We start from the raw sequence: 23,575 nt of genomic DNA, 5'->3' as shown, positions 1-23,575 counted from the left end.
CAGCAGGCTGGCTCTGCAGGTTTTCGGTCATGATCAGGAGCGGCGGTCATCCCTTCACTCCTCATCGGCAGGCGGCACCATGCGCGTCTTCGGCGCCCCATTGGCGTTGTGCTGATAGATATCCTGCGGCTGACCCTGATCATTGAAAAACACCTGGCCGATCCCCGCCGAATTCCACAGCCGTTCACCGGCCTCGGCATGCTCGGGGACGTGCGGCACGATGCGCAGGCGCCGACGTTTGGTCAGCCAGTTGAGCGGCGAGCGTGGCGAGTACAGCCAGCGGTTGAGGCTATCGAACCACTCGAGCAGGGCCCGGGGGAATTCGTTCTTGATGCCGCTGCTGGTGATCTGCCAGATATGCGGCCCGGCCTTGCGGTGTCGGATCAGCACTTCGTAGACGAAGGAATAATGCACATCCCCCGAGAGCACCACGTAGTTACCCGGCGTACGCGAGTGTCGGAAAATGTTCAGGATCACCTGCGCCGCACCGCGATGGGCCATCCAGTTTTCCGCGTCCACCAGCAGTGGATAACCGCACCAACTGAACACCCGCTGCACGGTCTCGATCAGTTTCACGCCGAAGATCGGGGCAGGCGAAACGATGATCGCGCACGGGTGGTCGAGCAGTTCCTGTTGCAGTTCGCTGAGGGCTTCCCAGTCGAGCAGGCCCGAGGGTTGCTTGAGGTTCATCTCGCTGCGCCAGCGCCGGGTGCGGGTGTCGATCACCACCACGGCCGGGCGGGTGGGCAGCACGTAGTGCCAGTTCTGAAATTTCAGCAATTGGTCGATCAAGTCATCTTGCACAGGGCTGTCGAGGTAGCGGTCCTGCCCGGTGGCGCTCAACAGCCGCGCTTTTTCCAGGACGCCGCTGAAGGCATCCGGGTTGTTGCCCCAGCCCTGGCACAGCATGTAGGCCAGCAGTGCATTACCGATGATGCGTTTGGAGAACGGATGGCCGTAGGCCGTTTCCTCCCATTGCGCGGAAAGATTCCAGTCATCGGTAATGTCGTGGTCGTCGAAAATCATCAGCGTCGGCAAGTGCGCCAGGGCCCGGGCGACCTGGCCGAGTCCGGCCTTGAAGCCATCGATGCGGGTTTGTTCCAGTGCATAGCGCTGAGCCCTGTCCGGCGTCAGTGCCGGCGGCTGCGGGGCAATCAAGGTCCAGGGCGTGGGGGACCAGACCAACACATACATGGCCATGACTTCGGCGAAGGTCACCAGATGGTTGTCGGCGTTGCTGCTGGTGAAAATCGGCTTGCGCGCCCCGCCGAAAAATCGCTCGCGCAAGGTCTCGTTGCTTTCAAGCGCCGGTAACAAATCCGCACGGTGGTAGTAGCTGGCGGGATGCTCGTAGAGTTTGGCGCTGTCGTTGACCACGGCGCCTTCCAGGTGCTCGCCGAACAGTCCCAGTCGCTCGATCAAGGCATGAATGGCCCGCAACATCGGCCCGGCGACATCGTCGGCGTACACCTGATCGCCGCTCATCATCAACAGTGCCGGGCGCTCGCTGGCTTCAGGGGTTTGCGCCAGCAGGGCATCGACACACAGCAAGCCGTCGGCTGACGGGTGATGAGGTTTGCGGCAGGAGCCATGCAGCAACTGATCGATGCGTGAGCGCAGAACGAAATTCGGACGACGGGCATCGCCATACAACAGATGGGGCGCCCAGTCGGCGATGCCTGTTTGTGCGTCATCGATCAGCAGGTCGTACTCGATCAGCGTGTCCCAGGGCAGGGCGGCCTCCAGCGTCACGTCGATCAGATGCACGAAGGCCTGCGTGCCCACCTGGATGACCGTGCATTGCCCGGCATCCAGACGTACATCGGCAACACCCTGCACGCGCAACGTCAGCGCCAGCGACCGCGAGCCGACCAGCCACATCACCAGCCGCGTGGGCTCCAGACGGCGTAACAGCGGCCCGGCCAGAACCGGTGGCAGTGAATGATGATCAGCAGGTAATGGCAGAGTGACGGACATCCGGGTTCAAGACTCTTGGGGCACCGAAGCGGGCGATGATAGCGCAGGTCGTTGCGGCTGCCTGTTAACGTTGAAGTGATCAGTGTCAGCTGACCGATGGCCAATACAGGCTAGAGTGAATGACCTGACTGTCGACAAGCTTTCGCTCTGAGAAGAGGAACACATGAAGAAGATCATCCTGCCGGCGCTGGCCATGTTGATCGTTGCCCAGTCCCCGGCCTATGCCATCAACGACAAGTACCGCAAACAACTCGAACAATCCGGTTGCACCCAGATGAGTGAACTGGAGGGCTGCGATATCCACAAGAGCAAGGCCGAAAACGCCAAGGCCGGGTTCAGCAATCCGCAAGCACCGGCCGCCAGCGACAGCGCGAACACCCAGACGCCGTATGCCGGGCAGTGGGTCGCCAAGAGCGACGCCGGCGCGACCGTCGCCACCATACGTATCGACTCGAAGGAGAACGTCTGGGTCAACGGCAAGCGGGTCAACGCCAAGCGCACCGACGGCACGCTGCAGTTCCGCCAGGGCAAGATGACGTTCACGATCCAGGGTGATCGGCGGCTGACGGGGGAAGATTACTGGACCGACAGCGATGCCGGGGCAAAAGGGCCCATTGAGGTCGAATAAGCGCCGATACAGCCCTGTGGCTACGGTATGTCCTCTGCGGCATTAGCCTGGCGTGGTTGCCTTCGGTTTGTGGGCGGCGCTGCGTTGATCCGGCCATCGAAATCCAGCGTTTGTGCCAAGCTGATGGGGTGCCCACAACCCAGGAAGCTCGTGACATGAACCTCAATCACGCATCCCACGTTCGCCATGAGTTCTACAAGACTGTCTGGTTCTACTTCTGCGTGGTGTGGCCGATCTTCTCCATCCTGCTGTTCCTGATCGTTCTGTTCGGCCTGATCATCAGCTACTTGGAAGGCTGGGGCCCATTCGACGGTATCTATTTCGCCTTCGTGACCGGCCTGACCATCGGCTACGGCGAACTGGTGCCCAAACTGGCGGTATCGCGGGTGCTGGCGATAATGCTGGGGTTCAACGGCGTACTGATGACCGCGATCTTTGCGGCGATCAGTGTGCGGGCGATCGAGGCGGCCGTGCGGGCGAAGGAGGGGGACGCCTGAATAGGGCTCCGCACCCCATTCCCCTGTAGGAGCGAGCCTGCTCGCGATGGTCGTCAACGATGACACGTGCTTGCAGGCTAAACGCGACGGCCTTGGGGCCATCGCGAGCAGGCTCGCTCCGACAGTGGTCCTGGTCGGACGCGGAATAGGGTTACGCAACCAACAATTGCCTTGTAGGAGCGAGCCTGCTCGCGATGGTCGTCAACGATGACACGTGCTTGAAGGCTAAACGCGACGGCCTTGGGGCCATCGCGAGCAGGCTCGCTCCGACAGTGGTCCTGGTCGGACGCGGAATAGGGTTGCGCAACCAATTGCCTTGTAGGAGCGAGCCTGCTCGCGATGGTCGTCAACGATGACGCGTGCTTGAAGGCTAAACGCGACGGCCTTGGGGCCATCGCGAGCAGGCTCGCTCCTACAGTGGTCCTGGTCGGACGCGGAATAGGGTTACGCAACCAATTGCCTTGTAGGAGCGAGCCTGCTCGCGATGGTCGTGAACGATGACACGTGCTTGCAGGCTAAACGCGACGGCCTTGGGGCCATCGCGAGCAGGCTCGCTCCTACAGGTGGTTTTTCAGTGTTGGGCTAGGCCTCCCAACCCGCCCCGGTTACCGCCGCCTGCACCAGCGGGTGTAAATCCTCCCCGTGATGCTCGGTCTGCCAGGCCAGCAGTTCCTTGCGCATGCTCGGCGCCCAGAACATTTGCAGGTGATTGCGCACACTGAGCACGGCCTGTTCCTGGTCCGGCTGGCTGGCGAAGTACTGGGCGATCTGGTTGGCCATCTTGATCAGGTTGTCCGTGCTCATCGGCGTGCCTCCGCCTTATCGCCACGGGCCTGGCGGCGTTCCTTGAGCAGACGGTCCTGTTCGTCGCTGAAGGCCTGATAGCGCTTTTGCCACTCGGAAGGGTGATAGACGCGGCTGACTTCCACGGCCGTGACCTTGTACTCCGGACAGTTGGTGGCCCAGTCGGAGTTGTCGGTGGTGATCACGTTGGCCCCGGATTCCGGGAAGTGGAAGGTGGTGTACACCACGCCCGGCGCGACCCGTTCGGTAATCCGCGCACGCAACACGGTCTGCCCGGCACGGCTGCCGATGCCGACCCAATCACCTTCGTTGATGCCCCGGCTCTCGGCGTCGGTCGGGTGGATTTCCAGGCGGTCTTCTTCATGCCAGGCAACGTTCTCTGTACGGCGGGTCTGAGCACCAACGTTGTACTGGCTGAGGATGCGCCCGGTGGTCAGCAGCAGCGGGTAGCGACTGTTGACCTTCTCTTCGGTGGGCACGTACCCGGTGAGCATGAAACGCCCCTTGCCACGCACGAACTCGTCGATGTGCATGGTCGGCGTGCCGTCCGGCGCTGCGGCGTTGCACGGCCATTGCAGGCTGCCGTGGCGCTCCAGTTCGGCGTAGCTGACGTTGGTGAAGGTCGGCGTCAGGCGGGCGATTTCATCCATGATTTCGGACGGGTGTTTGTAATGCATCGGGTAACCCAACGCATTGGCCAGGGCCACGGTGCCTTCCCAGTCGGCCTTGCCGCCCAGCGGTTCCATGACCTTGCGAACCCGGGAGATGCGCCGCTCGGCGTTGGTGAAGGTGCCGTCCTTTTCCAGGAACGAACTGCCCGGCAGGAACACATGAGCGAACCTGGCGGTTTCGTTGAGGAAAATGTCCTGCACCACCACGCATTCCATGGCCGACAACGCGGCGGTGACGTGCTGGGTATTCGGATCGCTCTGGGCGATGTCCTCACCCTGGCAATACAAGCCCTTGAAGCTGCCGCCCAGGGCTGCTTCGAACATGTTGGGAATGCGCAGGCCCGGTTCGGATTGCAGGGTGACGTTCCACGCCTGTTCGAACTGCGCGCGCACCACCTCGTTGGAGACGTGCCGGTAACCGGGCAGTTCGTGGGGGAAGGAGCCCATGTCGCAGGAGCCCTGCACGTTGTTCTGACCGCGCAGCGGGTTCACGCCCACGCCTTCGCGGCCGATGTTGCCGGTGGCCATGGCCAGGTTGGCGATGCCCATGACCGCGGTGCTGCCCTGGCTGTGTTCGGTGACGCCCAGGCCGTAGTAGATCGCCGCGTTGCCGCCGGTGGCATACAGACGCGCGGCGGCACGGATGTCGGCAGCGGGTACACCGCAAATCGCGCCCAGCACTTCCGGCGAGTTTTCCGCGCGGCTGACGAACTCGCGCCAGTTGGCGAAATCGCTGCCTTCGCAACGGGCGTCGATAAAGGCCTGGTTGAGCAGGCCTTCGGTGACGATCACATGGGCCAGGGCGTTGAGCATGGCGACGTTGGTACCGGGGCGCAGGGCCAGGTGATATTCAGCGCGGGCGTGCACCGAATCCACCAGATCAATGCGTCGCGGATCGATCACGATCAACCTCGCACCTTCACGCAAACGACGTTTGAGCTGGGAAGCAAACACTGGGTGCGCATCGCTGGGGTTGGCGCCCATCACCAAAATCACGTCGGCCTGCATCACCGAGTCGAAACTCTGGGTGCCGGCGGACTCGCCCAGGGTTTGTTTCAGGCCATAACCGGTCGGCGAATGGCAGACCCGCGCGCAGGTGTCGACGTTGTTGTTGCCGAACGCGGCACGCACCAGTTTTTGCACCAGATAGGTTTCTTCGTTGGTGCAACGGCTGGAGGTGATGCCACCGATGGAGTCGCGGCCGTACTTCTGCTGCAGCCGGCGGAATTCGCTGGCGGCGTAGGTCACCGCTTCGTCCCAGCTGACTTCCTGCCACGGATCGTTGATGTGCTGGCGGATCATCGGTTTGGTGATGCGATCCGGGTGCGTGGCGTAGCCCCAGGCAAAGCGGCCCTTGACGCAGGAGTGGCCGTGGTTGGCCTGACCGTTCTTGTCCGGCACCATGCGCACCAGCTGCTCGCCTTTCATCTCGGCGCGGAACGAGCAGCCCACACCGCAATAGGCACACGTCGTGATCACGCTGCGCTCGGGCTGGCCCAGTTCGACCACACTTTTCTCCATCAGGGTCGCGGTAGGGCAGGCCTGCACGCAGGCGCCGCAGGACACGCATTCGGAGTCGAGGAAGTTATCCCCACCGGCAGCGGCCACACGGGACTCGAAACCGCGCCCGGTAATGGTCAGGGCAAAGGTACCCTGGGTTTCTTCGCAGGCACGCACGCAGCGGTTGCAGACGATGCACTTGCTCGGGTCGTAGTCGAAATAGGGGTTGGACGTGTCCTTCACATCGGCCAGATGGTTGTCGCCTTCATAGCCGTAACGCACTTCCCGCAGGCCGACTTGACCGGCCACGGTTTGCAGCTCGCAGTTGCCGTTGGCCGAGCAGGTCAGGCAGTCCAATGGGTGATCGGAGATATACAGCTCCATGACGTTGCGGCGCAGGGTCGCAAGCTTCGGCGTCTGGGTGTGCACGGTCATGCCTTCGCTGACCGGCGTGGTGCAGGACGCCGGGTAGCCGCGCATGCCGTCGATCTCCACCAGGCACATGCGGCAGGAGCCGAAGGCTTCCAGGCTGTCGGTGGCGCAGAGCTTCGGAATGGTGGTGCCCAGCAATGCGGCGGCGCGCATCACCGAAGTGCCTTCGGGCACGCTGATGCTGCGGCCGTCGATGTGCAGGGTGACGTGCACGTCGCTGTCACGGGCAGGGGTGCCCAGATCGATATCGGTTTTCGGGTCGAAGAGAGTGATCATTGCTCGGCCTCCGAGGGCTGCAAGCCGAAGTCGGCGGGGAAGTGCTTGAGGGCGCTGGCGACCGGGAAGGAAACCATGCCGCCCAACGCACACAGCGAACCGTATTGCATCGTGTCGCACAGGTCCTTGAGGATGATCACCTGCTCATCGCGACCGCTCGCGTCCGGTGCGGCCAGCAAGCGGTCGATCACCTCGACGCCGCGGGTCGAGCCGATGCGGCACGGCGTGCATTTGCCACAGGATTCCTCGGCGCAGAATTCAAGGGCGAAACGCGCCATCCGGGCCATGTCCAGGCTGTCGTCGGCCACCACTACGCCACCGTGACCGAGCATCGCGCCCATGGCGGCGAAGGCCTCGTAATCCAGCGGCGTGTCGAATTGCGACGGCGGCACCCAGGCACCGAGGGGACCGCCCACTTGCGCGGCCTTCAGCGGCCGACCACTGGCGGTCCCGCCGCCGTAGCCCTCCACCAGTTCCCGCAGGGTCAGGCCAAAGGCCCGTTCCACCAGCCCGCCGTGACGCACATTGCCCGCCAGTTGAAACGGCATGGTGCCCAGGGAGCGGCCCATGCCGTAATCGCGATAGAACTGCGCGCCCTTGGCCAGAATCAGCGGCACCGAGGCCAGGGTCAGCACGTTGTGCACCAGGGTCGGCTGGCCAAACAGGCCCTTCAAGGCAGGGATCGGCGGCTTGGCGCGTACGATCCCGCGCTTGCCTTCGAGGGAGTCCAGCAATGCGGTTTCTTCACCGCAAATGTAAGCACCGGCACCGACCCGCACTTCCATGTCGAAAGACTGACCGCTGCCGCCGACATTGGCGCCCAGGTAACCGTTCGACCGGGCAATCTCCAGCGCTTCGCGCAGGGTGGCCACGGCATCCGGATATTCCGAGCGCACATAGATGTAGCCGTAGGTGGCGCCGACGCACAGGCCGGCAATGGCCATGCCTTCGATCAGCAGGAAGGGGTCGCCTTCCATCAGCATGCGGTCGGCAAAGGTGCCGGAGTCGCCTTCGTCGGCGTTGCACACGATGTACTTTTGCGCCGCTTCGGTGAGGCGCACCGTGCGCCATTTGATCCCGGCGGGGAAGGCCGCGCCGCCACGGCCACGCAGGCCTGAATCGAACACCTCAGTCGCAGTCTCCTCGCCGCCAAGGGTGACGGATCTGTTCAAACCTTCGAAACCGCCGTGGGCCCGGTAGTCGTCCAGCGACAGCGGCCGGGTGATGCCGGCGCGGGCAAACAGCAGGCGCTGTTGAGTCTTCAGATAGGGCAGGTCTTCCACCAGGCCCAGGGCCAGTGGATGAGCGGATGGATCGCCCAGGGCCTCAAGCACCGACGGCACATCGGCCGCCGTCAGTGGGCCGAAGCCGATACGGCCTTGCGGGGTGTCCACTTCCAGCAGCGGTTCCAGCCAGTACAGGCCGCGCGAACTGGTGCGCTGCAGCTCCAGCGGCAGATGGCGTTCGTGGGCCTGAGTGGTAAGGGCTGTCGCCACCTCATCGGCGCCCACGGCACGGGCCAGGGAATCACAGGGCAGATAGAGCGTCGGCATCAAGCGTCCTCCCGGCAAGCGTCAAGCAGGGCATCCAGACGCTCGGCACTGAGCCGCGCATGCACCCGGCCATCCAGTTCCAGCGCCGGGGAGCAGGCGCAGGCGCCCAGGCAGTACACCGGACGCAAACTGATGCTGCCATCGGCGCTGCTGCCGTGGTCGTCCAGTTGCAGGCGTTCGCGCAGCTGCGCGGCCAGTTGCTCGGCGCCGCGACTCTTGCAGGACTCGGCCCGGCACAGACGCAGAATGTGCCGAGCGGGCGGCGCGGTGCGCAAGTCATGGTAAAAACTGATCACCCCGCGCACCTCGGCCTGACTCTGATTCAGCGCATGGGCAATCTCGGAGACGGCGGCATCGGGGATGTAGCCGATGTGCGCCTGAATATCGTGAAGAATGGGCAACAGTGCACCCGCAGCGCCCTTGTGGCGTTCCAGCAGGCTGTTGACCAAAGGCAAGTGCAACGTCTCATCAGGCATTCAGCAATCCTCACGGTCACGGACAAACCATAGGGTTGTCGGTCGTCCGAAAGTGTCGGCTGCGGCATTCACACCACGTCACGGTATCGTGGCATCGTCAGGCCGTTGGCCAGGGCACCCTCAATGGGCATCTTGTTGTGCCCGACGCGGTCTTCGCCGCGCCTCTACCGGGCATAAAGGGCAGCTTGCCACGCCGCTATTGATCGAACTGCACCAAAGCGACGTGCTCGGTTCTGCCTACGACTCTCCATTCAGTCTAGATGAGTGCCGCCAGGGGCGTTCACTCACTGGCCTGATGCCCGGAGGGCTTGTCGAGGGGGGATGTATAGCAACCATTGCAGGTAAGAAGAAGCATCAGAACCGTGGGCAATTCTGCGGAGCAGATGGGTTGAGCCATGGCGGGGAAAGTGGTGGAGTGGGGGTTGGCCCTGCACTGTCGATCGAGATACGGTATGAAGTCATGCTTAAGCCGTTCATTGGATAAACAGGGAAAGACAGATGATTGATTTCAACAACAAGGGATTCTTCAAACTCAAGCAAAACGACGAATACGCCGAACGCGTTTCCGCCCTGTTGATCGACGGCGAACACGTTATCGATGCCTACAAATCCATGCGCGACGGCGTGGTGTTTACCAACAAACGCATCATCTCGGTCAACGTCCAAGGCATCACCGGCAGCAAAAAAGACTTCACCTCGTTGCCCTACAAAAACATCGTGGCGTACTCGGTAGAAACCTCGGGCACGTTCGACCTGGACTCCGAGCTGGAGATCTACTTCTCGTCGCTGGGAAAGGTGAAGTTCGAATTCACCGGCAGGACTTCGATGGTGGAAATTTCGAAACTGATTTCTCAGCATCTGCTTTGAACTGACGGTCTGCCGAATCACCGCCCAGCCAAATCCCGCCCGATAAAAAGCCCCGAAAACTCGGGGCTAATCAAAAAGAATCAAAAAGGGAATCACCTTGAAAATTAATCTGTGCACCTTTTTTCGAAATCATCCAAGTCTGTTTATTTGCTGGCCGAGGCCATCAGCACGCCAAAGCAAAAAAAGGTAGTGCCCGACAGTTTGCCGACAATACGGGCGCCACTATTTGTGGTGAGCCAGCTTCTTGCACCGTTGGCCATGAGGGCATATCCGGTATGAACCAGTACAACGAGCAAGCTATAGGACGACACCAGCAAGAAGAACTGGCTGTAGTAGTTACCCTCCGATTGGATGAACTGAGGGAATACTGCGAGAAAGAAGAAACCGGCCTTGGGATTCAGCAACTGGATCGACAACGCCTCGGAAAATCGACGCCACGGACGCGAGGACGTGACTTTGAGTTCGGGGATAAAACTCGTGGCACGCCACATCTTGATCCCCAGATACAACAAGTACGCTGCACCCACGTACTTGAGAAGGGTGAACGCAGTGGCCGAGGTGGCCAGGATCACCCCGACGCTACTGGCGGAGATACCCGCGACGACAAAAGCGCCCAACGCGATACCAAAGATACCGGGCAGCGAGCCAGTCCAGCCATGCCGCAGGGAGTTGGAAATCGTCAACACCACCCCTGGGCCGGGGCTAAGCACGGTCAAAGTTGCCAGAATTATAAACAGTCCGTAATTAGCCATGAATCACTCCATTGAATAGGGTATTGCGAAGATACTGCATAGCCCAAACGATGTACTCGCGCAACAAACCTGTGAACAACAACCCGGTGCAAATGGCATAGAGGCAGGGGGAAAAGGTGGGCAGATTTATATCAGATGAACAGGACAACCAATTTCAGCCCTGCTACGGGCGTTCCCGCTTTTTTTGGTCACTCCGTCATATCACTGGATATCTTTCAGATAATCCTTAAGCGCAACAAGCGGCGCACCAATCAGCTCCATCGTCTGAACACTGGCAACGTCCCCCGCCAACCGCCGCAACTCCCGCCCCAACGGTTTATCCACACCCCCAACCGCCTCCAACGCCAACCCCACACACTCACCCACCTTCACCTGAATCCCCTCAACATCCCCCCGCCGCACCAGCAACTCAAACACATCCCGCTGGTAATCACCCATGACCAGGTCGTCACGCAAAATCGGGCTTGAATCTTCCGATTCGTAAGCCAGTTTGAGGGAGAAGAGGGCGACGGTTTCCAGGTGCTGTTCCATGGGGGGAATCCTTGATGAGTGTCTGACTGACCGAGGGTGTGAAGATCAAAAGCATCGCTGGCAAGCCAGCTCCCACAGGTTTTGGCAGCGTGGCGGTTACTTTTCTATAGGCGAAAAAAAAGGCCTTGCTAAGCAAGACCTTTCTTAATGTTGGTGCCCCGAGGGAGACTCGAACTCCCACTCCTTTCGAAAACGGATTTTGAATCCGCCGCGTCTACCAATTCCGCCATCAGGGCTCAATGGCGGCGAAGTATAGAGATGAGATAACCGCTGGTCAATCAGGTGCATGGAGAATTTTTGATATTTCCGCTAGACTTCCCGGCCCTGCTAGACGACACCCCATCATGCGCGTTGCTGACTTTACCTTCGAGCTCCCTGATTCGCTGATTGCCCGCCATCCTTTGGCCGAGCGTCGCAATAGTCGCCTGTTGACCCTGGATGGGGTCAGCGGCGCCCTGGCACACCGTCAATTCACTGATTTGCTGGAGCATTTGCGCCCCGGCGACTTGATGGTGTTCAACAATACCCGGGTGATTCCGGCGCGGCTGTTTGGCCAGAAGGCTTCCGGCGGCAAGCTGGAAATCCTGGTGGAGCGGGTGCTGGACAGTCATCGCGTGCTGGCCCATGTGCGCTCCAGCAAGTCGCCCAAGCCGGGGTCGAAGATTCTGATCGATGGCGGTGGCGAGGCCGAGATGCTGGCGCGACACGATGCGTTGTTCGAGCTGGGGTTTGCCGAAGAGGTGTTGCCGCTGCTCGACCGCGTCGGGCACATGCCGCTGCCTCCTTATATAGACCGCCCGGATGAAGGCTCGGACCGCGAGCGTTATCAGACGGTGTACGCCGAGCGCCTGGGCGCGGTGGCGGCGCCGACGGCGGGGCTGCATTTCGATCAGCCGCTGATGGAGGCGATTGCCGCCAAGGGCGTCGAGACTGCGTTCGTGACCTTGCACGTCGGCGCCGGCACCTTCCAGCCGGTGCGTGTCGACAAGATCGAAGACCACCACATGCACAGCGAATGGCTGGAAGTCGGCCAGGACGTGGTGGATGCGGTCGCCGCGTGCCGGGCTCGCGGTGGGCGCGTGGTGGCGGTGGGGACCACCAGCGTGCGTTCCCTGGAAAGCGCCGCGCGCGATGGCGTGCTCAAGCCGTTCAGCGGCGACACCGATATCTTTATCTACCCGGGCCGGCCGTTTCATGTGGTCGACGCCCTGGTCACCAACTTCCATTTGCCTGAATCCACGCTGTTGATGCTGGTTTCGGCGTTCGCCGGTTATCCCGAGACCATGGCGGCCTACAAGGCAGCCGTCGATAACGGGTACCGCTTTTTCAGCTACGGTGATGCGATGTTCATCACGCGTAATCCTGCGCCGACTGCCCCTAAAGAATCGGGCCCAGAGGAAACTGTATGAGTCGCACCTGTCGTATGTCTTTCGAGCTGCTGGCCACCGATGGCAAGGCTCGTCGCGGTCGTCTGACCTTCCCGCGCGGTACCGTCGAGACCCCGGCCTTCATGCCGGTGGGCACGTACGGCACGGTCAAGGGCATGCTGCCACGGGATATCGAGGCGATCGGCGCTGAAATCATTCTGGGCAACACTTTCCACCTGTGGCTGCGCCCGGGCACGGAAGTGATCAAGAAGCACGGCGACCTGCATGATTTCATGCAGTGGAAAGGCCCGATCCTGACCGACTCCGGCGGTTTCCAGGTGTTCAGCCTGGGCGCCATGCGCAAGATCAAGGAGGAGGGCGTGACCTTCGCTTCTCCGGTCGACGGCGCCAAAGTGTTCATGGGCCCGGAAGAGTCGATGCAGGTCCAGCGTGACCTGGGCTCGGACATCGTGATGATTTTCGACGAATGCACGCCGTACCCGGCCGACGAAGACGTTGCCCGCATTTCCATGGAGTTGTCCCTGCGTTGGGCCAAGCGTTCGAAAGAAGCCCATGGTGACAACACGGCGGCGCTGTTCGGCATCGTTCAGGGCGGCATGCACCAGGACCTGCGCATGCGCTCCCTGGAAGGCCTGGACAAGATCGGCTTCGACGGCCTGGCCATTGGCGGTCTGTCGGTGGGTGAGCCGAAGCATGAAATGATCAAGGTGCTGGATTATCTGCCGGGCATGATGCCGGCTGACAAACCTCGTTACCTTATGGGCGTTGGCAAACCCGAAGACTTGGTTGAGGGTGTGCGCCGCGGTGTGGACATGTTCGATTGCGTGATGCCAACCCGTAATGCCCGCAACGGGCATCTGTTCATTGATACTGGCGTGCTGAAGATCCGAAACGCGTTCCATCGCCATGATGATTCGCCGCTCGATCCGACCTGCGATTGCTACACCTGCCAGAACTTCTCCCGCGCTTATCTGCATCACCTGGACAAGTGCGGCGAAATGCTGGGGAGCATGCTCAATACCATCCATAACTTGCGTCATTATCAAGTGCTTATGGCTGGTTTGCGCGAGGCTATTCAACAGGGTACATTGGCCGCCTTTGTCGATGCCTTCTACGCCAAACGCGGGTTACCTGTTCCGCCTTTGGACTGAGTTTTCTGACCCCAAGATTCAACATTTGCAACTGGAGTGCTAAATGAGCTTTTTTATCTCTAATGCCATGGCTGACGCTGCCGCACCTGCTGCTGCCAGCCCAATGGGTGGCGGCTTTGAGTGGATTTTCCTGGTCGGCTTCCTGGTCATCTTCTACCTGATGATCTGGCGTCCACAGGCCAAGCGCGCCAAAGAACAGAAGAATCTGCTGAGCAGCCTGCAAAAAGGCGACGAAGTTGTGACCACCGGCGGTATCGCCGGCAAGATCACTAAAGTGGCCGACGATTTCGTCGTTCTGGAAGTTTCCGACACCGTCGAAATGAAATTCCAGAAAGGCGCCATCGCCGCCACGCTGCCAAAAGGCACGCTGAAAGCGATCTAAGTTTCAACTTCATATTCAATCGACGGGGCGCGCAAGGCGCCCCGCGTCATAAACGGGCGGCGTGATGCTGAACAAATACCCTCTGTGGAAATACATTCTGATCCTGGCAGTGCTGGCGGTCGGTCTGATTTATTCCGCTCCCAATCTGTATCCTGATGACCCGGCGATTCAAATCAGCGGCGCGAGCACTGCCTTGCAGGTCAATCAGGCTGATCTGGACCGTGTGAGCACAGCGCTCAAGGAGTCCGGGATCAACGTCAAGGCCGCGACACTGGCCGCCAATGGCAAGGGCGGTCTGATTCGCCTGGTCAAGGCGGAAGACCAGTTGCCTGCCAAGGACGTCGTGCGCAAGGCATTGGGTGATGACTACGTCGTTGCACTGAACCTGGCGCAAACCACCCCGCAATGGCTGCGCAACCTCGGCGCGCACCCGATGAAGCTGGGTCTGGACTTGTCCGGTGGTGTGCACTTCCTGCTGGAAGTGGACATGGACAAAGCCCTCGATGCACGCCTGAAAGTCTACGAAGGCGACGTCAAGAGCCTGTTGCGCAAAGAGAAACTGCGTTATCGCAGCCTGCCGCAGCTCGATGGCGCCATTCAGCTGGGCTTCACTGATGAAGCTGCCCGCGAGCAGGCCCGCAGCCTGATCCGCAAGAATTTCAACGATTTCGACATTGTTCCGGCCGACCTCAATGGCCAACCGGTACTGCGTCTGGCGATGACCCCGGCCAAGCTGGCGGAAATCCGCGAATACTCCATCAAGCAAAACTTGACCACGGTGCGTAACCGCGTCAACGAGCTGGGTGTTGCCGAACCGATCGTCCAGCGTCAGGGCGCCAACCGTATCGTGGTTGAGCTGCCGGGCGTACAGGACACCGCCGAAGCCAAGCGTATCCTCGGCAAGACGGCCAACCTTGAATTCCGTCTGGCTGCAGAGCCTGGCGCTTCGAAAGCCACTTCCGAAACCTTCGAGTTCCGTGAAGGCAAGCGTCCGCCGGCACAGATCGAGCGTGGCCTGATCATCACCGGTGACCAGGTGACCGACGCCAAGGCTGGCTTCGGCGAACATGGCACGCCAGAAGTGAACATCCGTCTGGATGGTCATGGTGGCGAACTGATGAGTCGTGCGACCCGCAGCAACGTGGGTCGCAGCATGGCGGTGATCTTCATCGAGCAGCGTCCGGTGACCACCTACGTCAAGCAAGTGGTCAACGGCGTCGAGAAAGACGTCCCGGTTCAGACCTTCAAGGAAGAGAAGAAGATCATCAGCCTGGCGACCATCCAGTCGCCGCTGGGTGCCCAGTTCCGTATCACCGGCCTGAACGGCCAGGGCGAGTCGTCCGAACTGGCGCTGCTGCTGCGTGCCGGTGGTCTGGCCGCACCGATGTACTTTGCTGAAGAGCGCACCATTGGCCCGAGCCTGGGTGCGGACAACATCACCAAGGGTATCGATGCATCGCTGTGGGGCATGCTGTTTGTCTCGCTGTTCATCATCGCCATCTACCGCTTCTTCGGCATCATCGCCACCGTCGCACTGGCGGTGAACATGGTGCTGCTGCTGGCCCTGATGTCGCTGCTGGGTGCAACGCTGACCCTGCCGGGTATCGCCGGTATCGTCTTGACCATGGGTATGGCGGTCGACGCCAACGTGCTGATCTTCTCGCGGATCCGTGAAGAGATCGCGGCGGGCATGACCGTACAGCGGGCAATCAACGAAGGCTTCGGCCGGGCATTCACCGCGATTCTCGACGCCAACCTGACAACACTGTTGGTCGGCGGGATTCTCTTTGCCATGGGCACCGGCCCGGTCAAAGGCTTCGCAGTGACCATGTCCCTCGGGATCTTTACCTCGATGTTCACGGCCATCATGGTGACCCGCGCGATGGTCAACCTGATCTTCGGCGGTCGTGACTTCAAGAAGTTGTGGATTTAAGGGGCTGCCATGTTACGTACAATCAACTTCATGGGCGTTCGCAACTTTGCGTTCGGCGTCACATTGTTCCTTACCGCACTGGCAATCTTCAGTGTCTTCCATAAGGGCATGAACTGGGGCCTGGACTTCACCGGCGGTACGCTCATCGAGCTGACCTACGAGCGTCCGGCCGATGTCACCAAGGTACGTGAACAACTGGTTACCGCCGGTTATCACGAAGCCATCGTGCAGAACTTCGGTGCGACGACCGATCTTCTGGTGCGTATGCCAGGCGAAGACCCGCAACTGGGTCATCAAGTGGCTGAGGCGCTGCAGAAAGTCGGCGGCGACAACCCGGCCAGCGTCAAGCGCGTCGAGTTCGTCGGCCCGCAGGTGGGTGAAGAGCTGCGCGACCAGGGCGGCCTCGGCATGCTGATGGCGCTGGGCGGCATCCTGATCTACCTGGCGTTCCGCTTTCAGTGGAAGTTTGCGGTCGGTGCGATCGTGTCCTTGATCCACGACGTGATCGTGACCATCGGTATCCTGTCGTTCTTCCAGATCACCTTCGACCTGACGGTGCTGGCGGCGGTACTGGCGATCATCGGTTACTCGCTCAACGACACTATCGTGGTGTTCGACCGGGTTCGCGAAAACTTCCGGGTGCTGCGCAAGGCCAGCCTGATCGAGAACATCAACATCTCGACCACGCAAACCCTGCTGCGGACCATGGCGACTTCGATCTCCACCTTGCTGGCGATCGCGGCACTGCTGTTCTTCGGTGGCGATAACCTGTTCGGCTTCTCCATCGCCCTGTTCATCGGTGTTCTGGCGGGTACCTACTCGTCGATCTACATCGCGAACGTGGTGCTGATCTGGCTGAACCTGAACTCCGAGGACCTGATTCCTCCGGCGGCCACCGAGAAGGAAGTCGACGACCGCCCATAACGGCCATCGTTTTCCCGGTTGCAAGCCCTGAAAGGCGCGAGTTGAACTCGCGCCTTTTTTTATGCTCCAAGGCTGGGAGAAGCGCGGACACGTTCCGCGGGTGATGGTCAGGAGGTTCATGTGAACAAGTCGATGCTGGTTGGTGCGGTACTGGGTGCTGTCGGTGTGACTGCCGGGGGTGCTGTGGCCACCTACAGCCTGGTTAAAAAAAGCGGCCCTGAGTTTGCTCAGGTTTTAGCCGTTGAGCCGGTCAAGACACAAATCAAGACTCCACGTGAAGTGTGCAAGGACGTCGCGGTCACCCGGCAAGCGCCGGTGAAAGATCAGCATCAGATCGCCGGTACGGTGGTCGGTGCCCTGGCGGGTGGTCTGCTGGGTAACCAGATCGGCGGCGGCACCGGCAAGAAGATCGCCACGGTCGCAGGCGCGGTCGGTGGCGGTTACGCCGGTAACAAGGTTCAGGAAGGCATGCAGGAGCGCGACACCTACACCACGACCCAGACCCGTTGTAATACGGTGAATGACATCAGTGACAAGGTCGTGGGTTACGACGTGCGGTATTCGCTGGACGGCAAGGAAGGCAAGGTGCGGATGGATCGCGATCCGGGTAACCAGATTCCTGTGGATAAAGAAGGCAAGTTGATCTTGTCGCAGAATCAGCAGGGCCAATAAGCTCAGGCGTCAGATTCGAAAAGAAGCACCCTTCGGGGTGCTTTTTTTGTGCTCGCGATTCACGCACCACCGCAATCCTCTGTAGGAGCGAGCCTGCTCGCGATGGTCGCCAACGATTGCGCGGGTATTCAGGATTAACGCGGCGTCTTTGAGTTCTTCGCGAGCAGGCTCGCTCCTACAAAGGGGGAGTTCCGGGCATAAAAAAAGCACCCCGAAGGGTGCTTCTTTTGTCGCGGGAAGCTTAGCGCTTCAGCGAGGCTGGCAGGTGCGGCTGGATGGCCGTCAGGACTGCCTTGAAGCATTTGGTGTTGCCCGCAACGATGTGGCCTTTTTCAAGGAAATCGTGACCGCCGGTGAAGTCGCTCACCAGGCCGCCGGCTTCCTGAATCAGCAGGGCGCCTGCGGCCATGTCCCACTCGGACAGGCCCGACTCCCAGAACGCGTCGAAACGGCCGGCTGCCACGTAGGCCAGGTCAAGGCTCGCCGAACCGGCGCGGCGGATGCCGGCGGTCTGGCCCACCAGGGCGCGGAACATGCCCAGGTAGTTGTCGAGGTTGTCCATTTGATCGTCACGGAACGGGAAGCCGGTACCCAGCAGGGCGCCTTCCAGGCTGGTGCGGCCGCTGACGCGCAGGCGACGACCGTTCAGTTGAGCGCCGCGACCACGGCTGGCGGTGAATTCTTCCTGGCGAACCGGGTCCAGAACAACGGCGTGTTCCAGGCGACCACGGTATTTGCAGGCGATGCTGACAGCGAAGTGAGGAATGCCGCGCAGGAAGTTGGTGGTGCCGTCCAGCGGATCGATGATCCACAGGTACTCTTCGCCTTCGATGCCGGTGCCGGCGTGCAGGCCGGTTTCTTCACCCCTGATCGAGTGATTCGGGTAGGCCTTGCGCAGTGCATCGATGATTTTCTGTTCGGCGGCGCGGTCCACCTCGGATACGTAATCCTTGGCGTCTTTTTCGTCGACCTTGATGGTATCCAGGCGCTCGATGGAGCGGAAGATCAATTCACTGGCGCTGCGGGCGGCGCGCAGCGCGATATTCAGCATGGGCTGCATGGATGTGTCACCTAAGGTTGTTAAAGAAAGCCGGGCATTCTATCAGAAAGTTTCTACAGGTGAAGGTCAACGTTCGCTTTCGTGGCTTAACGGTAGGATGAGCTGTAAGATTCCGCTCCTTAATCCAGTGTTCGAGAGCGCCTCCCTTGCTGCAAAACATTCGTGTCGTGCTGGTCAATACCAGCCATCCGGGCAATATCGGCGGGGCTGCGCGTGCCATGAAAAACATGGGCCTGTCGCGGCTGGTGCTGGTTGAACCGCGGTTGTTCCCGCATCACGAAGCCGATGCCCGTGCATCCGGTGCCGGTGACATCCTTGAAAAAGCGCAAGTCGTCGCCACTTTGGAAGATGCCTTGGTCGGCTGCAATCTGGTGCTGGGCACCAGTGCTCGTGATCGTCGAATTCCCTGGCCGCTGCTCGATCCTCGCGAATGCGGTTCGAAAGTGGTTGAGGAAGCCGCGCAAGGCGCCGAGATCGCCCTGGTGTTCGGTCGTGAAGATTCCGGCCTGACCAATGAAGAGCTGCAGCGATGTCATTATCACGTGCACATCCCCTCAGACCCTGAGTTCAGCTCGCTGAACCTTGGGGCGGCGGTGCAGGTGTTGAGTTATGAAGTGCGCATGGCCTGGCTGGCCGCTCAAGGTCAGCCGACCAAGGTCGAGAAGGAAGAGGTGGCATCGGTCAAAAGCGCTGAGCTGGCGACCATGGATGAGCTGGAGCGATTCTATGAGCACCTGGAGCAAACCCTGGTGGCCATTGAGTTCCTGGATCCGGAAAAGCCACGGCACTTGATGGCGCGCCTGCGCCGGTTATACGGACGCAGCTCGGTCAGCCGGGCGGAAATGAATATTTTGCGTGGCATCCTCACGGAAACCCAAAAAGCGGCCCGTGGCGAGCTTCTGAAACGGAAGGATTAATGATGTTCGAGCGTTTGCGTGAAGATATCCAGAGTGTTTTCCATCGTGATCCGGCAGCGCGTAACGCTTTTGAAGTCCTGACCTGCTACCCGGGCATGCACGCTATCTGGATCCATCGCCTGTCTTCGATGTTGTGGCGCGCGGACCTGAAATGGCTGGCGCGCCTGGTGTCGAACTTCGGTCGCTGGTTGACCGGGATCGAGATTCATCCGGGCGCCAAGGTCGGTCGTCGCTTCTTTATCGACCATGGCATGGGCATTGTCATCGGTGAAACGGCTGAAATCGGCGATGACGTCACGATCTATCAAGGTGTGACCCTCGGCGGCACCAGCTGGAACAAAGGCAAGCGGCACCCGACTCTCGAGGATGGGGTGGTGGTGGGCGCCGGTGCCAAGGTGCTTGGCCCGTTCACCGTGGGTGCGGGGGCCAAGGTCGGCTCCAACGCCGTGGTCACCAAGGCTGTGCCGGCCGGTGCGACCGTGGTCGGGATTCCGGGGCGGATCATCGTCAAGTCCGACGAAGAGCAGGACGCCAGGCGCAAGGCGATGGCCGAGAAAATCGGTTTCGATGCCTACGGTGTCAGCGAGGACATGCCGGACCCGGTGGCGCGTGCCATCAACCAGTTGCTTGATCACCTGCAGGCGGTGGATGGGCGTCTGGAGGGGATGTGCGGGGCGCTGAAGGATCTGGGCAGTAATTACTGTGCCAAGGACTTGCCCGAGCTGCGCGAAGAAGATTTCGCCTGCGTGAAGGACAAGAACCAGAGTCAGGTCAGCTGATTCCGCTGCGGGTCGCAAATAGGCAGTGGCACAGCGCTAAGCGGTGTGCCATTGGGTCGCAGACCCTGCTATGATGCGCGCGCTCTTTTGCGGGTAAACCTGACTAAAGTACTAGGTCTTATAGTTGACTTAAATACTCAGGAATTGCATACTCGCCCCATTCCGAACTCCGTGGTAATTGTCCATGCGACTGACTACAAAAGGCCGATACGCCGTGACCGCCATGCTTGACCTGGCGTTGCACGCGCAGCACGGGCCCGTGTCCCTGGCCGATATCTCCGAGCGCCAAGGCATCTCCCTGTCCTACCTCGAACAGCTTTTTGCCAAATTGCGCCGCAGCAATCTGGTGTCCAGCGTCCGTGGTCCTGGCGGCGGCTACCAGCTGTCGCGCGACATGCAGGGCATTCAGGTCGCCCAGGTGATCGATGCGGTAAACGAATCGGTCGACGCTACCAAATGCCAAGGGCAGGGTGATTGCCATTCGGGCGATACCTGTCTGACTCACCACTTGTGGTGCGACCTGAGCTTGCAGATTCACGAATTTCTGAGCGGTATCAGCTTGGCTGACCTTGTGACTCGCCGTGAGGTACAAGAAGTAGCCCAGCGCCAGGATCAACGCCGTTGCAACAGCAAGGCGCCACGCCTGGACAAGATTGAAGCGTCCGCCGTCGAATGACAGCCAGAGAGCCAACGGCGCGCCAGCCAGCCTGATTTAGGAGATAGTCCATGAAATTGCCGATTTACCTTGATTACTCTGCGACTACCCCGGTTGATCCGCGTGTCGCGCAAAAAATGAGTGAATGCCTGCTGGTCGACGGGAACTTCGGTAACCCGGCGTCCCGTTCCCACGTGTTTGGCTGGAAAGCTGAAGAGGCCGTCGAAAACGCTCGTCGTCAGGTGGCCGACCTGGTCAACGCCGACCCGCGCGAAATCGTCTGGACTTCCGGTGCCACCGAATCCGACAACCTGGCAATCAAGGGTGCGGCGCATTTCTACGCCACCAAAGGCAAACACCTGATCACCACCAAGATTGAGCACAAGGCTGTCCTCGACACCATGCGCCAACTGGAGCGTGAAGGCTTCGAAGTCACCTACATCGAGCCTCGCACCGACGGCCTGATCACGCCAGAGATGATCGAAGCCGAGCTGCGCGACGACACCATCCTGGTTTCGGTCATGCACGTGAACAACGAAATCGGCACCATCAACGACATCGCCGCCATCGGCGAGCTGACCCGTTCCAAGGGCATCCTGTTCCACGTCGACGCTGCTCAGTCCACCGGCAAGGTCGAGATCGACCTGCAGAAGCTGAAAGTCGACCTGATGTCGTTCTCCGCGCACAAAACCTACGGCCCTAAAGGCATCGGCGCCCTGTATGTGAGCCGCAAGCCGCGTGTTCGCATCGAAGCGACCATGCACGGCGGCGGTCACGAGCGCGGCATGCGTTCGGGTACCCTGGCGACCCACCAGATCGTCGGCATGGGCGAAGCCTTCCGTGTGGCCAAGGAAGACATGGCTGCCGAGAACGTGCGCATCAAGGCCCTGAGCGACCGTTTCTTCAAGCAGGTCGAGCACCTGGAAGAGCTGTACGTCAACGGCAGCCTGACCGCCCGCGTTCCGCACAACCTGAACCTGAGCTTCAACTATGTTGAAGGCGAGTCGCTGATCATGGCGCTCAAGGATCTGGCGGTTTCGTCCGGTTCGGCTTGCACCTCGGCATCGCTTGAGCCTTCGTACGTGCTGCGCGCCCTGGGCCGCAACGACGAGCTGGCTCACAGTTCGATCCGTTTCACCTTCGGCCGTTTCACCACCGAAGAAGAAATCGATTACGCCGCGCAGAAAGTCTGCGAGGCCGTTACCAAGCTGCGCGCTCTGTCGCCGCTGTGGGACATGTACAAAGACGGTGTCGACATTTCGAAAATCGAGTGGGCGGCACACTAATTAAATCGCCGTTAGCAGACGCTGTAAAAACGTAGCGAGCGAAGGGAAGACAAGGAAAAAACAGGCGAGGACGCGGAGTTTACTGGTTGTAAATGAGCAGTCCGAGCCTGTTTTTGACGCAGGATTACCGAGCGCAGCAGTTTTTACAGGGTCTGAAGAGCGACTCTCTGATGAGTGAGGATTGAATCATGGCTTACAGCGAAAAGGTCATCGACCACTACGAAAACCCGCGCAACGTCGGCAAGATGGACGCGGAAGATCCTGATGTCGGCACCGGCATGGTCGGCGCGCCGGCGTGCGGCGACGTGATGCGCCTGCAGATCAAGGTCAACGAAGCCGGCATCATCGAAGATGCCAAGTTCAAGACCTATGGTTGCGGTTCGGCAATCGCTTCCAGCTCCCTCGCCACTGAGTGGATGAAGGGCAAGACCCTGGACGAAGCGGAAACCATCAAGAACACTCAGCTGGCTGAAGAACTGGCCTTGCCGCCAGTGAAAATTCACTGCTCCGTGCTCGCTGAAGACGCCATCAAGGCGGCCGTTCGCGACTACAAGCAGAAGAAAGGCTTGATCTGACTTTCAAGATTTGGCGACGAGTAAGGAGTCACCGATGGCTATCAGCATGACAGAAGCGGCTGCTCGACACGTGCGACGCTCCCTCGACGGGCGCGGCAAAGGTGAGGGGATTCGTCTGGGTGTTCGCACTACAGGCTGTTCCGGCCTTGCCTACGTGCTGGAGTTTGTCGACGAGGTGGTGGCGGAGGATCAGGTGTTCGAGAGTCACGGCGAGAAAGTGATCATCGACCCGAAAAGCCTGGCCTACCTGGACGGCACCGAGCTCGATTTCGTCAAGGAAGGGTTGAACGAAGGCTTCAAGTTCAACAATCCCAACGTGCGCGGTGAATGTGGCTGCGGCGAAAGCTTCAACATCTGAGGCGGCTCGTGGGTACTCCTTGTCATTTCGCATTATTTGAGCTGCAACCGAGTTTCAATCTGGATCTCGATCAGCTGGCTACGCGCTACCGTGAGTTGGCGCGCGGCGTTCATCCGGACCGCTTTGCTGACGCTACCGAGCGCGAGCAGCGGCTGGCGCTAGAGCAATCCGCGAGCCTCAACGAGGCCTACCAGACGCTCAAGAGTCCACCCAAGCGCGCGCGATACTTGCTCGCCTTGAATGGTGGCGAGCTGCCGCTGGAGGTCACGGTGCATGATCCGGAGTTTCTTCTGCAGCAAATGGAGCTGCGTGAAGAGCTCGAAGACCTGCAGGACAGTGCAGACCTGAATGGCGTTGCCGCCTTCAAGCGCCGCCTGAAGGCTGCCCAGGATGAGCTGAACCAAAGCTTCGCAGCTTGCTGGAACGATGCCGTGCAACGTGAAAAGGCCGAACGCCTGATGCGGCGCATGCAGTTCCTCGACAAGCTCACCTACGAAGTGCGCCAGCTAGAAGAGCGCCTCGACGATTAAC

24 protein-coding genes and 1 tRNA gene are annotated in these 23,575 nt (G+C 60.3%); 16 read left to right on the top strand and 9 right to left on the bottom strand.

Going from position 1 to position 23,575, the window contains the following annotated elements; all coding sequences use genetic code 11:
• Window positions 1-54 precede the first annotated feature (54 nt).
• Complete coding sequence (locus ACX3YF_RS01945) at window positions 55-1,977, bottom strand: alkaline phosphatase D family protein (protein ID WP_458973344.1); 1,923 nt, start codon at window positions 1,975-1,977, stop codon at window positions 55-57.
• A 163-nt stretch (window positions 1,978-2,140) separates the two neighbouring features.
• On the opposite strand from ACX3YF_RS01945, the gene ACX3YF_RS01940 reads away from it, so the two are divergent.
• The gene (locus ACX3YF_RS01940) at window positions 2,141-2,605 is read left to right on the top strand and encodes a hypothetical protein (RefSeq protein WP_458973343.1); all 465 of its coding nucleotides are present in this window, start codon (window positions 2,141-2,143) and stop codon (window positions 2,603-2,605) included.
• Window positions 2,606-2,760: 155 nt separating this feature from the next.
• On the top strand, window positions 2,761-3,102 hold the full coding sequence (locus tag ACX3YF_RS01935) for a potassium channel family protein (RefSeq protein WP_130211388.1): 342 nt from the start codon (window positions 2,761-2,763) through the stop codon (window positions 3,100-3,102).
• Window positions 3,103-3,684: 582 nt separating this feature from the next.
• Here ACX3YF_RS01935 and ACX3YF_RS01930 read toward each other — a convergent pair.
• From ACX3YF_RS01930 to ACX3YF_RS01915, 4 genes are read right to left on the bottom strand one after another with little or no spacing between them, the layout of a single operon-like run.
• Entirely contained in the window at window positions 3,685-3,906 is a 222-nt protein-coding gene (locus ACX3YF_RS01930; protein WP_130211389.1) for a formate dehydrogenase subunit delta, read from the bottom strand.
• The gene (fdhF, locus tag ACX3YF_RS01925; RefSeq protein WP_458973342.1) at window positions 3,903-6,785 is read right to left on the bottom strand and encodes a formate dehydrogenase subunit alpha; all 2,883 of its coding nucleotides are present in this window, start codon (window positions 6,783-6,785) and stop codon (window positions 3,903-3,905) included. The genes ACX3YF_RS01930 and fdhF overlap by 4 nt, the downstream gene beginning before the upstream one ends.
• The gene (locus ACX3YF_RS01920) at window positions 6,782-8,338 is read right to left on the bottom strand and encodes a formate dehydrogenase beta subunit (protein WP_458973341.1); all 1,557 of its coding nucleotides are present in this window, start codon (window positions 8,336-8,338) and stop codon (window positions 6,782-6,784) included. Before ACX3YF_RS01920 ends, fdhF begins: the two co-directional genes overlap by 4 nt.
• On the bottom strand, window positions 8,338-8,814 hold the full coding sequence (locus tag ACX3YF_RS01915) for a formate dehydrogenase subunit gamma (RefSeq protein ID WP_458973340.1): 477 nt from the start codon (window positions 8,812-8,814) through the stop codon (window positions 8,338-8,340). The genes ACX3YF_RS01920 and ACX3YF_RS01915 overlap by 1 nt, the downstream gene beginning before the upstream one ends.
• Before the next feature lie 498 nt (window positions 8,815-9,312).
• Here ACX3YF_RS01915 and ACX3YF_RS01910 point away from each other — a divergent pair, with 498 nt between their 5' ends.
• A complete protein-coding gene (locus ACX3YF_RS01910) occupies window positions 9,313-9,681 on the top strand; it encodes a PH domain-containing protein (RefSeq protein ID WP_047538021.1) in 369 nt (122 codons plus the stop codon).
• A 143-nt stretch (window positions 9,682-9,824) separates the two neighbouring features.
• Here the strand turns inward: ACX3YF_RS01910 and ACX3YF_RS01905 are convergent, their stop codons facing one another.
• The 3 genes from ACX3YF_RS01905 to ACX3YF_RS01895 form a co-directional block, all read right to left on the bottom strand.
• Window positions 9,825-10,433, bottom strand: a complete 609-nt coding sequence (locus tag ACX3YF_RS01905; RefSeq protein ID WP_448645853.1) for a LysE family translocator — start codon at window positions 10,431-10,433, stop codon at window positions 9,825-9,827.
• 201 nt (window positions 10,434-10,634) lie between these two features.
• Window positions 10,635-10,964, bottom strand: a complete 330-nt coding sequence (locus tag ACX3YF_RS01900) for a hypothetical protein (RefSeq protein WP_130211394.1) — start codon at window positions 10,962-10,964, stop codon at window positions 10,635-10,637.
• 151 nt (window positions 10,965-11,115) lie between these two features.
• Window positions 11,116-11,200: transfer RNA gene (locus ACX3YF_RS01895), tRNA-Leu, on the bottom strand.
• A gap of 108 nt (window positions 11,201-11,308) precedes the next feature.
• Between ACX3YF_RS01895 and queA the strand changes: the two genes are divergently transcribed.
• The 6 genes from queA (at window position 11,309) to ACX3YF_RS01865 (ending at window position 17,414) form a co-directional block, all read left to right on the top strand.
• On the top strand, window positions 11,309-12,373 hold the full coding sequence (gene queA, locus ACX3YF_RS01890; protein ID WP_130207434.1) for a tRNA preQ1(34) S-adenosylmethionine ribosyltransferase-isomerase QueA: 1,065 nt from the start codon (window positions 11,309-11,311) through the stop codon (window positions 12,371-12,373).
• Window positions 12,374-12,387: 14 nt separating this feature from the next.
• On the top strand, window positions 12,388-13,503 hold the full coding sequence (gene tgt, locus ACX3YF_RS01885) for a tRNA guanosine(34) transglycosylase Tgt (protein ID WP_161793961.1): 1,116 nt from the start codon (window positions 12,388-12,390) through the stop codon (window positions 13,501-13,503).
• 43 nt (window positions 13,504-13,546) lie between these two features.
• Complete coding sequence (gene yajC / locus ACX3YF_RS01880) at window positions 13,547-13,885, top strand: preprotein translocase subunit YajC (RefSeq protein ID WP_016773317.1); 339 nt, start codon at window positions 13,547-13,549, stop codon at window positions 13,883-13,885.
• A 64-nt stretch (window positions 13,886-13,949) separates the two neighbouring features.
• Complete coding sequence (gene secD / locus ACX3YF_RS01875) at window positions 13,950-15,818, top strand: protein translocase subunit SecD (protein ID WP_130207436.1); 1,869 nt, start codon at window positions 13,950-13,952, stop codon at window positions 15,816-15,818.
• Between the two features lie 9 nt (window positions 15,819-15,827).
• Entirely contained in the window at window positions 15,828-16,742 is a 915-nt protein-coding gene (secF, locus tag ACX3YF_RS01870; RefSeq protein WP_130207438.1) for a protein translocase subunit SecF, read from the top strand.
• Window positions 16,743-16,862: 120 nt separating this feature from the next.
• The gene (locus ACX3YF_RS01865; RefSeq protein ID WP_196585707.1) at window positions 16,863-17,414 is read left to right on the top strand and encodes a glycine zipper 2TM domain-containing protein; all 552 of its coding nucleotides are present in this window, start codon (window positions 16,863-16,865) and stop codon (window positions 17,412-17,414) included.
• Window positions 17,415-17,655: 241 nt separating this feature from the next.
• On the opposite strand, the gene suhB is transcribed toward ACX3YF_RS01865, so the two are convergent.
• Window positions 17,656-18,474, bottom strand: coding sequence for a type III secretion system regulator SuhB (gene suhB / locus ACX3YF_RS01860; protein WP_047538060.1), 819 nt, complete (start codon window positions 18,472-18,474; stop codon window positions 17,656-17,658).
• A gap of 146 nt (window positions 18,475-18,620) precedes the next feature.
• Here suhB and trmJ point away from each other — a divergent pair, with 146 nt between their 5' ends.
• From trmJ to hscB, 7 genes are all read left to right on the top strand, one after another.
• Window positions 18,621-19,391, top strand: a complete 771-nt coding sequence (gene trmJ, locus ACX3YF_RS01855) for a tRNA (cytosine(32)/uridine(32)-2'-O)-methyltransferase TrmJ (RefSeq protein ID WP_047538063.1) — start codon at window positions 18,621-18,623, stop codon at window positions 19,389-19,391.
• Window positions 19,392-19,393: 2 nt separating this feature from the next.
• Window positions 19,394-20,170 (top strand): serine O-acetyltransferase, encoded by a 777-nt coding sequence (gene cysE / locus ACX3YF_RS01850; RefSeq protein ID WP_458973339.1) that lies wholly within the window; start codon window positions 19,394-19,396, stop codon window positions 20,168-20,170.
• A 184-nt stretch (window positions 20,171-20,354) separates the two neighbouring features.
• Window positions 20,355-20,846: a Fe-S cluster assembly transcriptional regulator IscR gene (gene iscR, locus ACX3YF_RS01845; RefSeq protein WP_003227911.1), complete on the top strand. Its 492-nt coding sequence runs from the start codon at window positions 20,355-20,357 to the stop codon at window positions 20,844-20,846.
• Window positions 20,847-20,896: 50 nt separating this feature from the next.
• The gene (locus tag ACX3YF_RS01840; protein WP_130207442.1) at window positions 20,897-22,111 is read left to right on the top strand and encodes an IscS subfamily cysteine desulfurase; all 1,215 of its coding nucleotides are present in this window, start codon (window positions 20,897-20,899) and stop codon (window positions 22,109-22,111) included.
• Between the two features lie 188 nt (window positions 22,112-22,299).
• On the top strand, window positions 22,300-22,686 hold the full coding sequence (gene iscU / locus ACX3YF_RS01835; RefSeq protein WP_028620148.1) for a Fe-S cluster assembly scaffold IscU: 387 nt from the start codon (window positions 22,300-22,302) through the stop codon (window positions 22,684-22,686).
• A 34-nt stretch (window positions 22,687-22,720) separates the two neighbouring features.
• Window positions 22,721-23,044: an iron-sulfur cluster assembly protein IscA gene (gene iscA / locus ACX3YF_RS01830; protein WP_003227904.1), complete on the top strand. Its 324-nt coding sequence runs from the start codon at window positions 22,721-22,723 to the stop codon at window positions 23,042-23,044.
• Window positions 23,045-23,052: 8 nt separating this feature from the next.
• A complete protein-coding gene (gene hscB, locus ACX3YF_RS01825) occupies window positions 23,053-23,574 on the top strand; it encodes a co-chaperone HscB (RefSeq protein WP_130207569.1) in 522 nt (173 codons plus the stop codon).
• Window position 23,575 lies beyond the last annotated feature (1 nt).

Source organism: Pseudomonas fluorescens group sp. PF-69, assembly GCF_054481235.1.
Note: the sequence above shows the minus strand (reverse complement) of the source record. Positions and strands in the feature narration are given on the sequence as shown.

Excerpts from the sequence above, each read along its gene's own strand:
- iscU (WP_028620148.1), top strand. The coding sequence starts at position 22,300 with ATGGCTTACAGCGAAAAGGTCATCGACCACTACGAAAACCCGCGCAAC.
- secD (WP_130207436.1), top strand. The coding sequence starts at position 13,950 with ATGCTGAACAAATACCCTCTGTGGAAATACATTCTGATCCTGGCAGTG.
- ACX3YF_RS01930 (WP_130211389.1), bottom strand. The coding sequence starts at position 3,906 with ATGAGCACGGACAACCTGATCAAGATGGCCAACCAGATCGCCCAGTAC.
- ACX3YF_RS01945 (WP_458973344.1), bottom strand. The coding sequence starts at position 1,977 with ATGTCCGTCACTCTGCCATTACCTGCTGATCATCATTCACTGCCACCG.
- iscA (WP_003227904.1), top strand. The coding sequence starts at position 22,721 with ATGGCTATCAGCATGACAGAAGCGGCTGCTCGACACGTGCGACGCTCC.
- ACX3YF_RS01910 (WP_047538021.1), top strand. The coding sequence starts at position 9,313 with ATGATTGATTTCAACAACAAGGGATTCTTCAAACTCAAGCAAAACGAC.
- queA (WP_130207434.1), top strand. The coding sequence starts at position 11,309 with ATGCGCGTTGCTGACTTTACCTTCGAGCTCCCTGATTCGCTGATTGCC.
- ACX3YF_RS01900 (WP_130211394.1), bottom strand. The coding sequence starts at position 10,964 with ATGGAACAGCACCTGGAAACCGTCGCCCTCTTCTCCCTCAAACTGGCT.
- iscR (WP_003227911.1), top strand. The coding sequence starts at position 20,355 with ATGCGACTGACTACAAAAGGCCGATACGCCGTGACCGCCATGCTTGAC.
- ACX3YF_RS01915 (WP_458973340.1), bottom strand. The coding sequence starts at position 8,814 with ATGCCTGATGAGACGTTGCACTTGCCTTTGGTCAACAGCCTGCTGGAA.
- fdhF (WP_458973342.1), bottom strand. The coding sequence starts at position 6,785 with ATGATCACTCTCTTCGACCCGAAAACCGATATCGATCTGGGCACCCCT.
- ACX3YF_RS01920 (WP_458973341.1), bottom strand. The coding sequence starts at position 8,338 with ATGCCGACGCTCTATCTGCCCTGTGATTCCCTGGCCCGTGCCGTGGGC.
- ACX3YF_RS01935 (WP_130211388.1), top strand. The coding sequence starts at position 2,761 with ATGAACCTCAATCACGCATCCCACGTTCGCCATGAGTTCTACAAGACT.
- tgt (WP_161793961.1), top strand. The coding sequence starts at position 12,388 with ATGTCTTTCGAGCTGCTGGCCACCGATGGCAAGGCTCGTCGCGGTCGT.
- secF (WP_130207438.1), top strand. The coding sequence starts at position 15,828 with ATGTTACGTACAATCAACTTCATGGGCGTTCGCAACTTTGCGTTCGGC.
- yajC (WP_016773317.1), top strand. The coding sequence starts at position 13,547 with ATGAGCTTTTTTATCTCTAATGCCATGGCTGACGCTGCCGCACCTGCT.
- ACX3YF_RS01905 (WP_448645853.1), bottom strand. The coding sequence starts at position 10,433 with ATGGCTAATTACGGACTGTTTATAATTCTGGCAACTTTGACCGTGCTT.
- suhB (WP_047538060.1), bottom strand. The coding sequence starts at position 18,474 with ATGCAGCCCATGCTGAATATCGCGCTGCGCGCCGCCCGCAGCGCCAGT.
- ACX3YF_RS01840 (WP_130207442.1), top strand. The coding sequence starts at position 20,897 with ATGAAATTGCCGATTTACCTTGATTACTCTGCGACTACCCCGGTTGAT.
- cysE (WP_458973339.1), top strand. The coding sequence starts at position 19,394 with ATGTTCGAGCGTTTGCGTGAAGATATCCAGAGTGTTTTCCATCGTGAT.
- ACX3YF_RS01940 (WP_458973343.1), top strand. The coding sequence starts at position 2,141 with ATGAAGAAGATCATCCTGCCGGCGCTGGCCATGTTGATCGTTGCCCAG.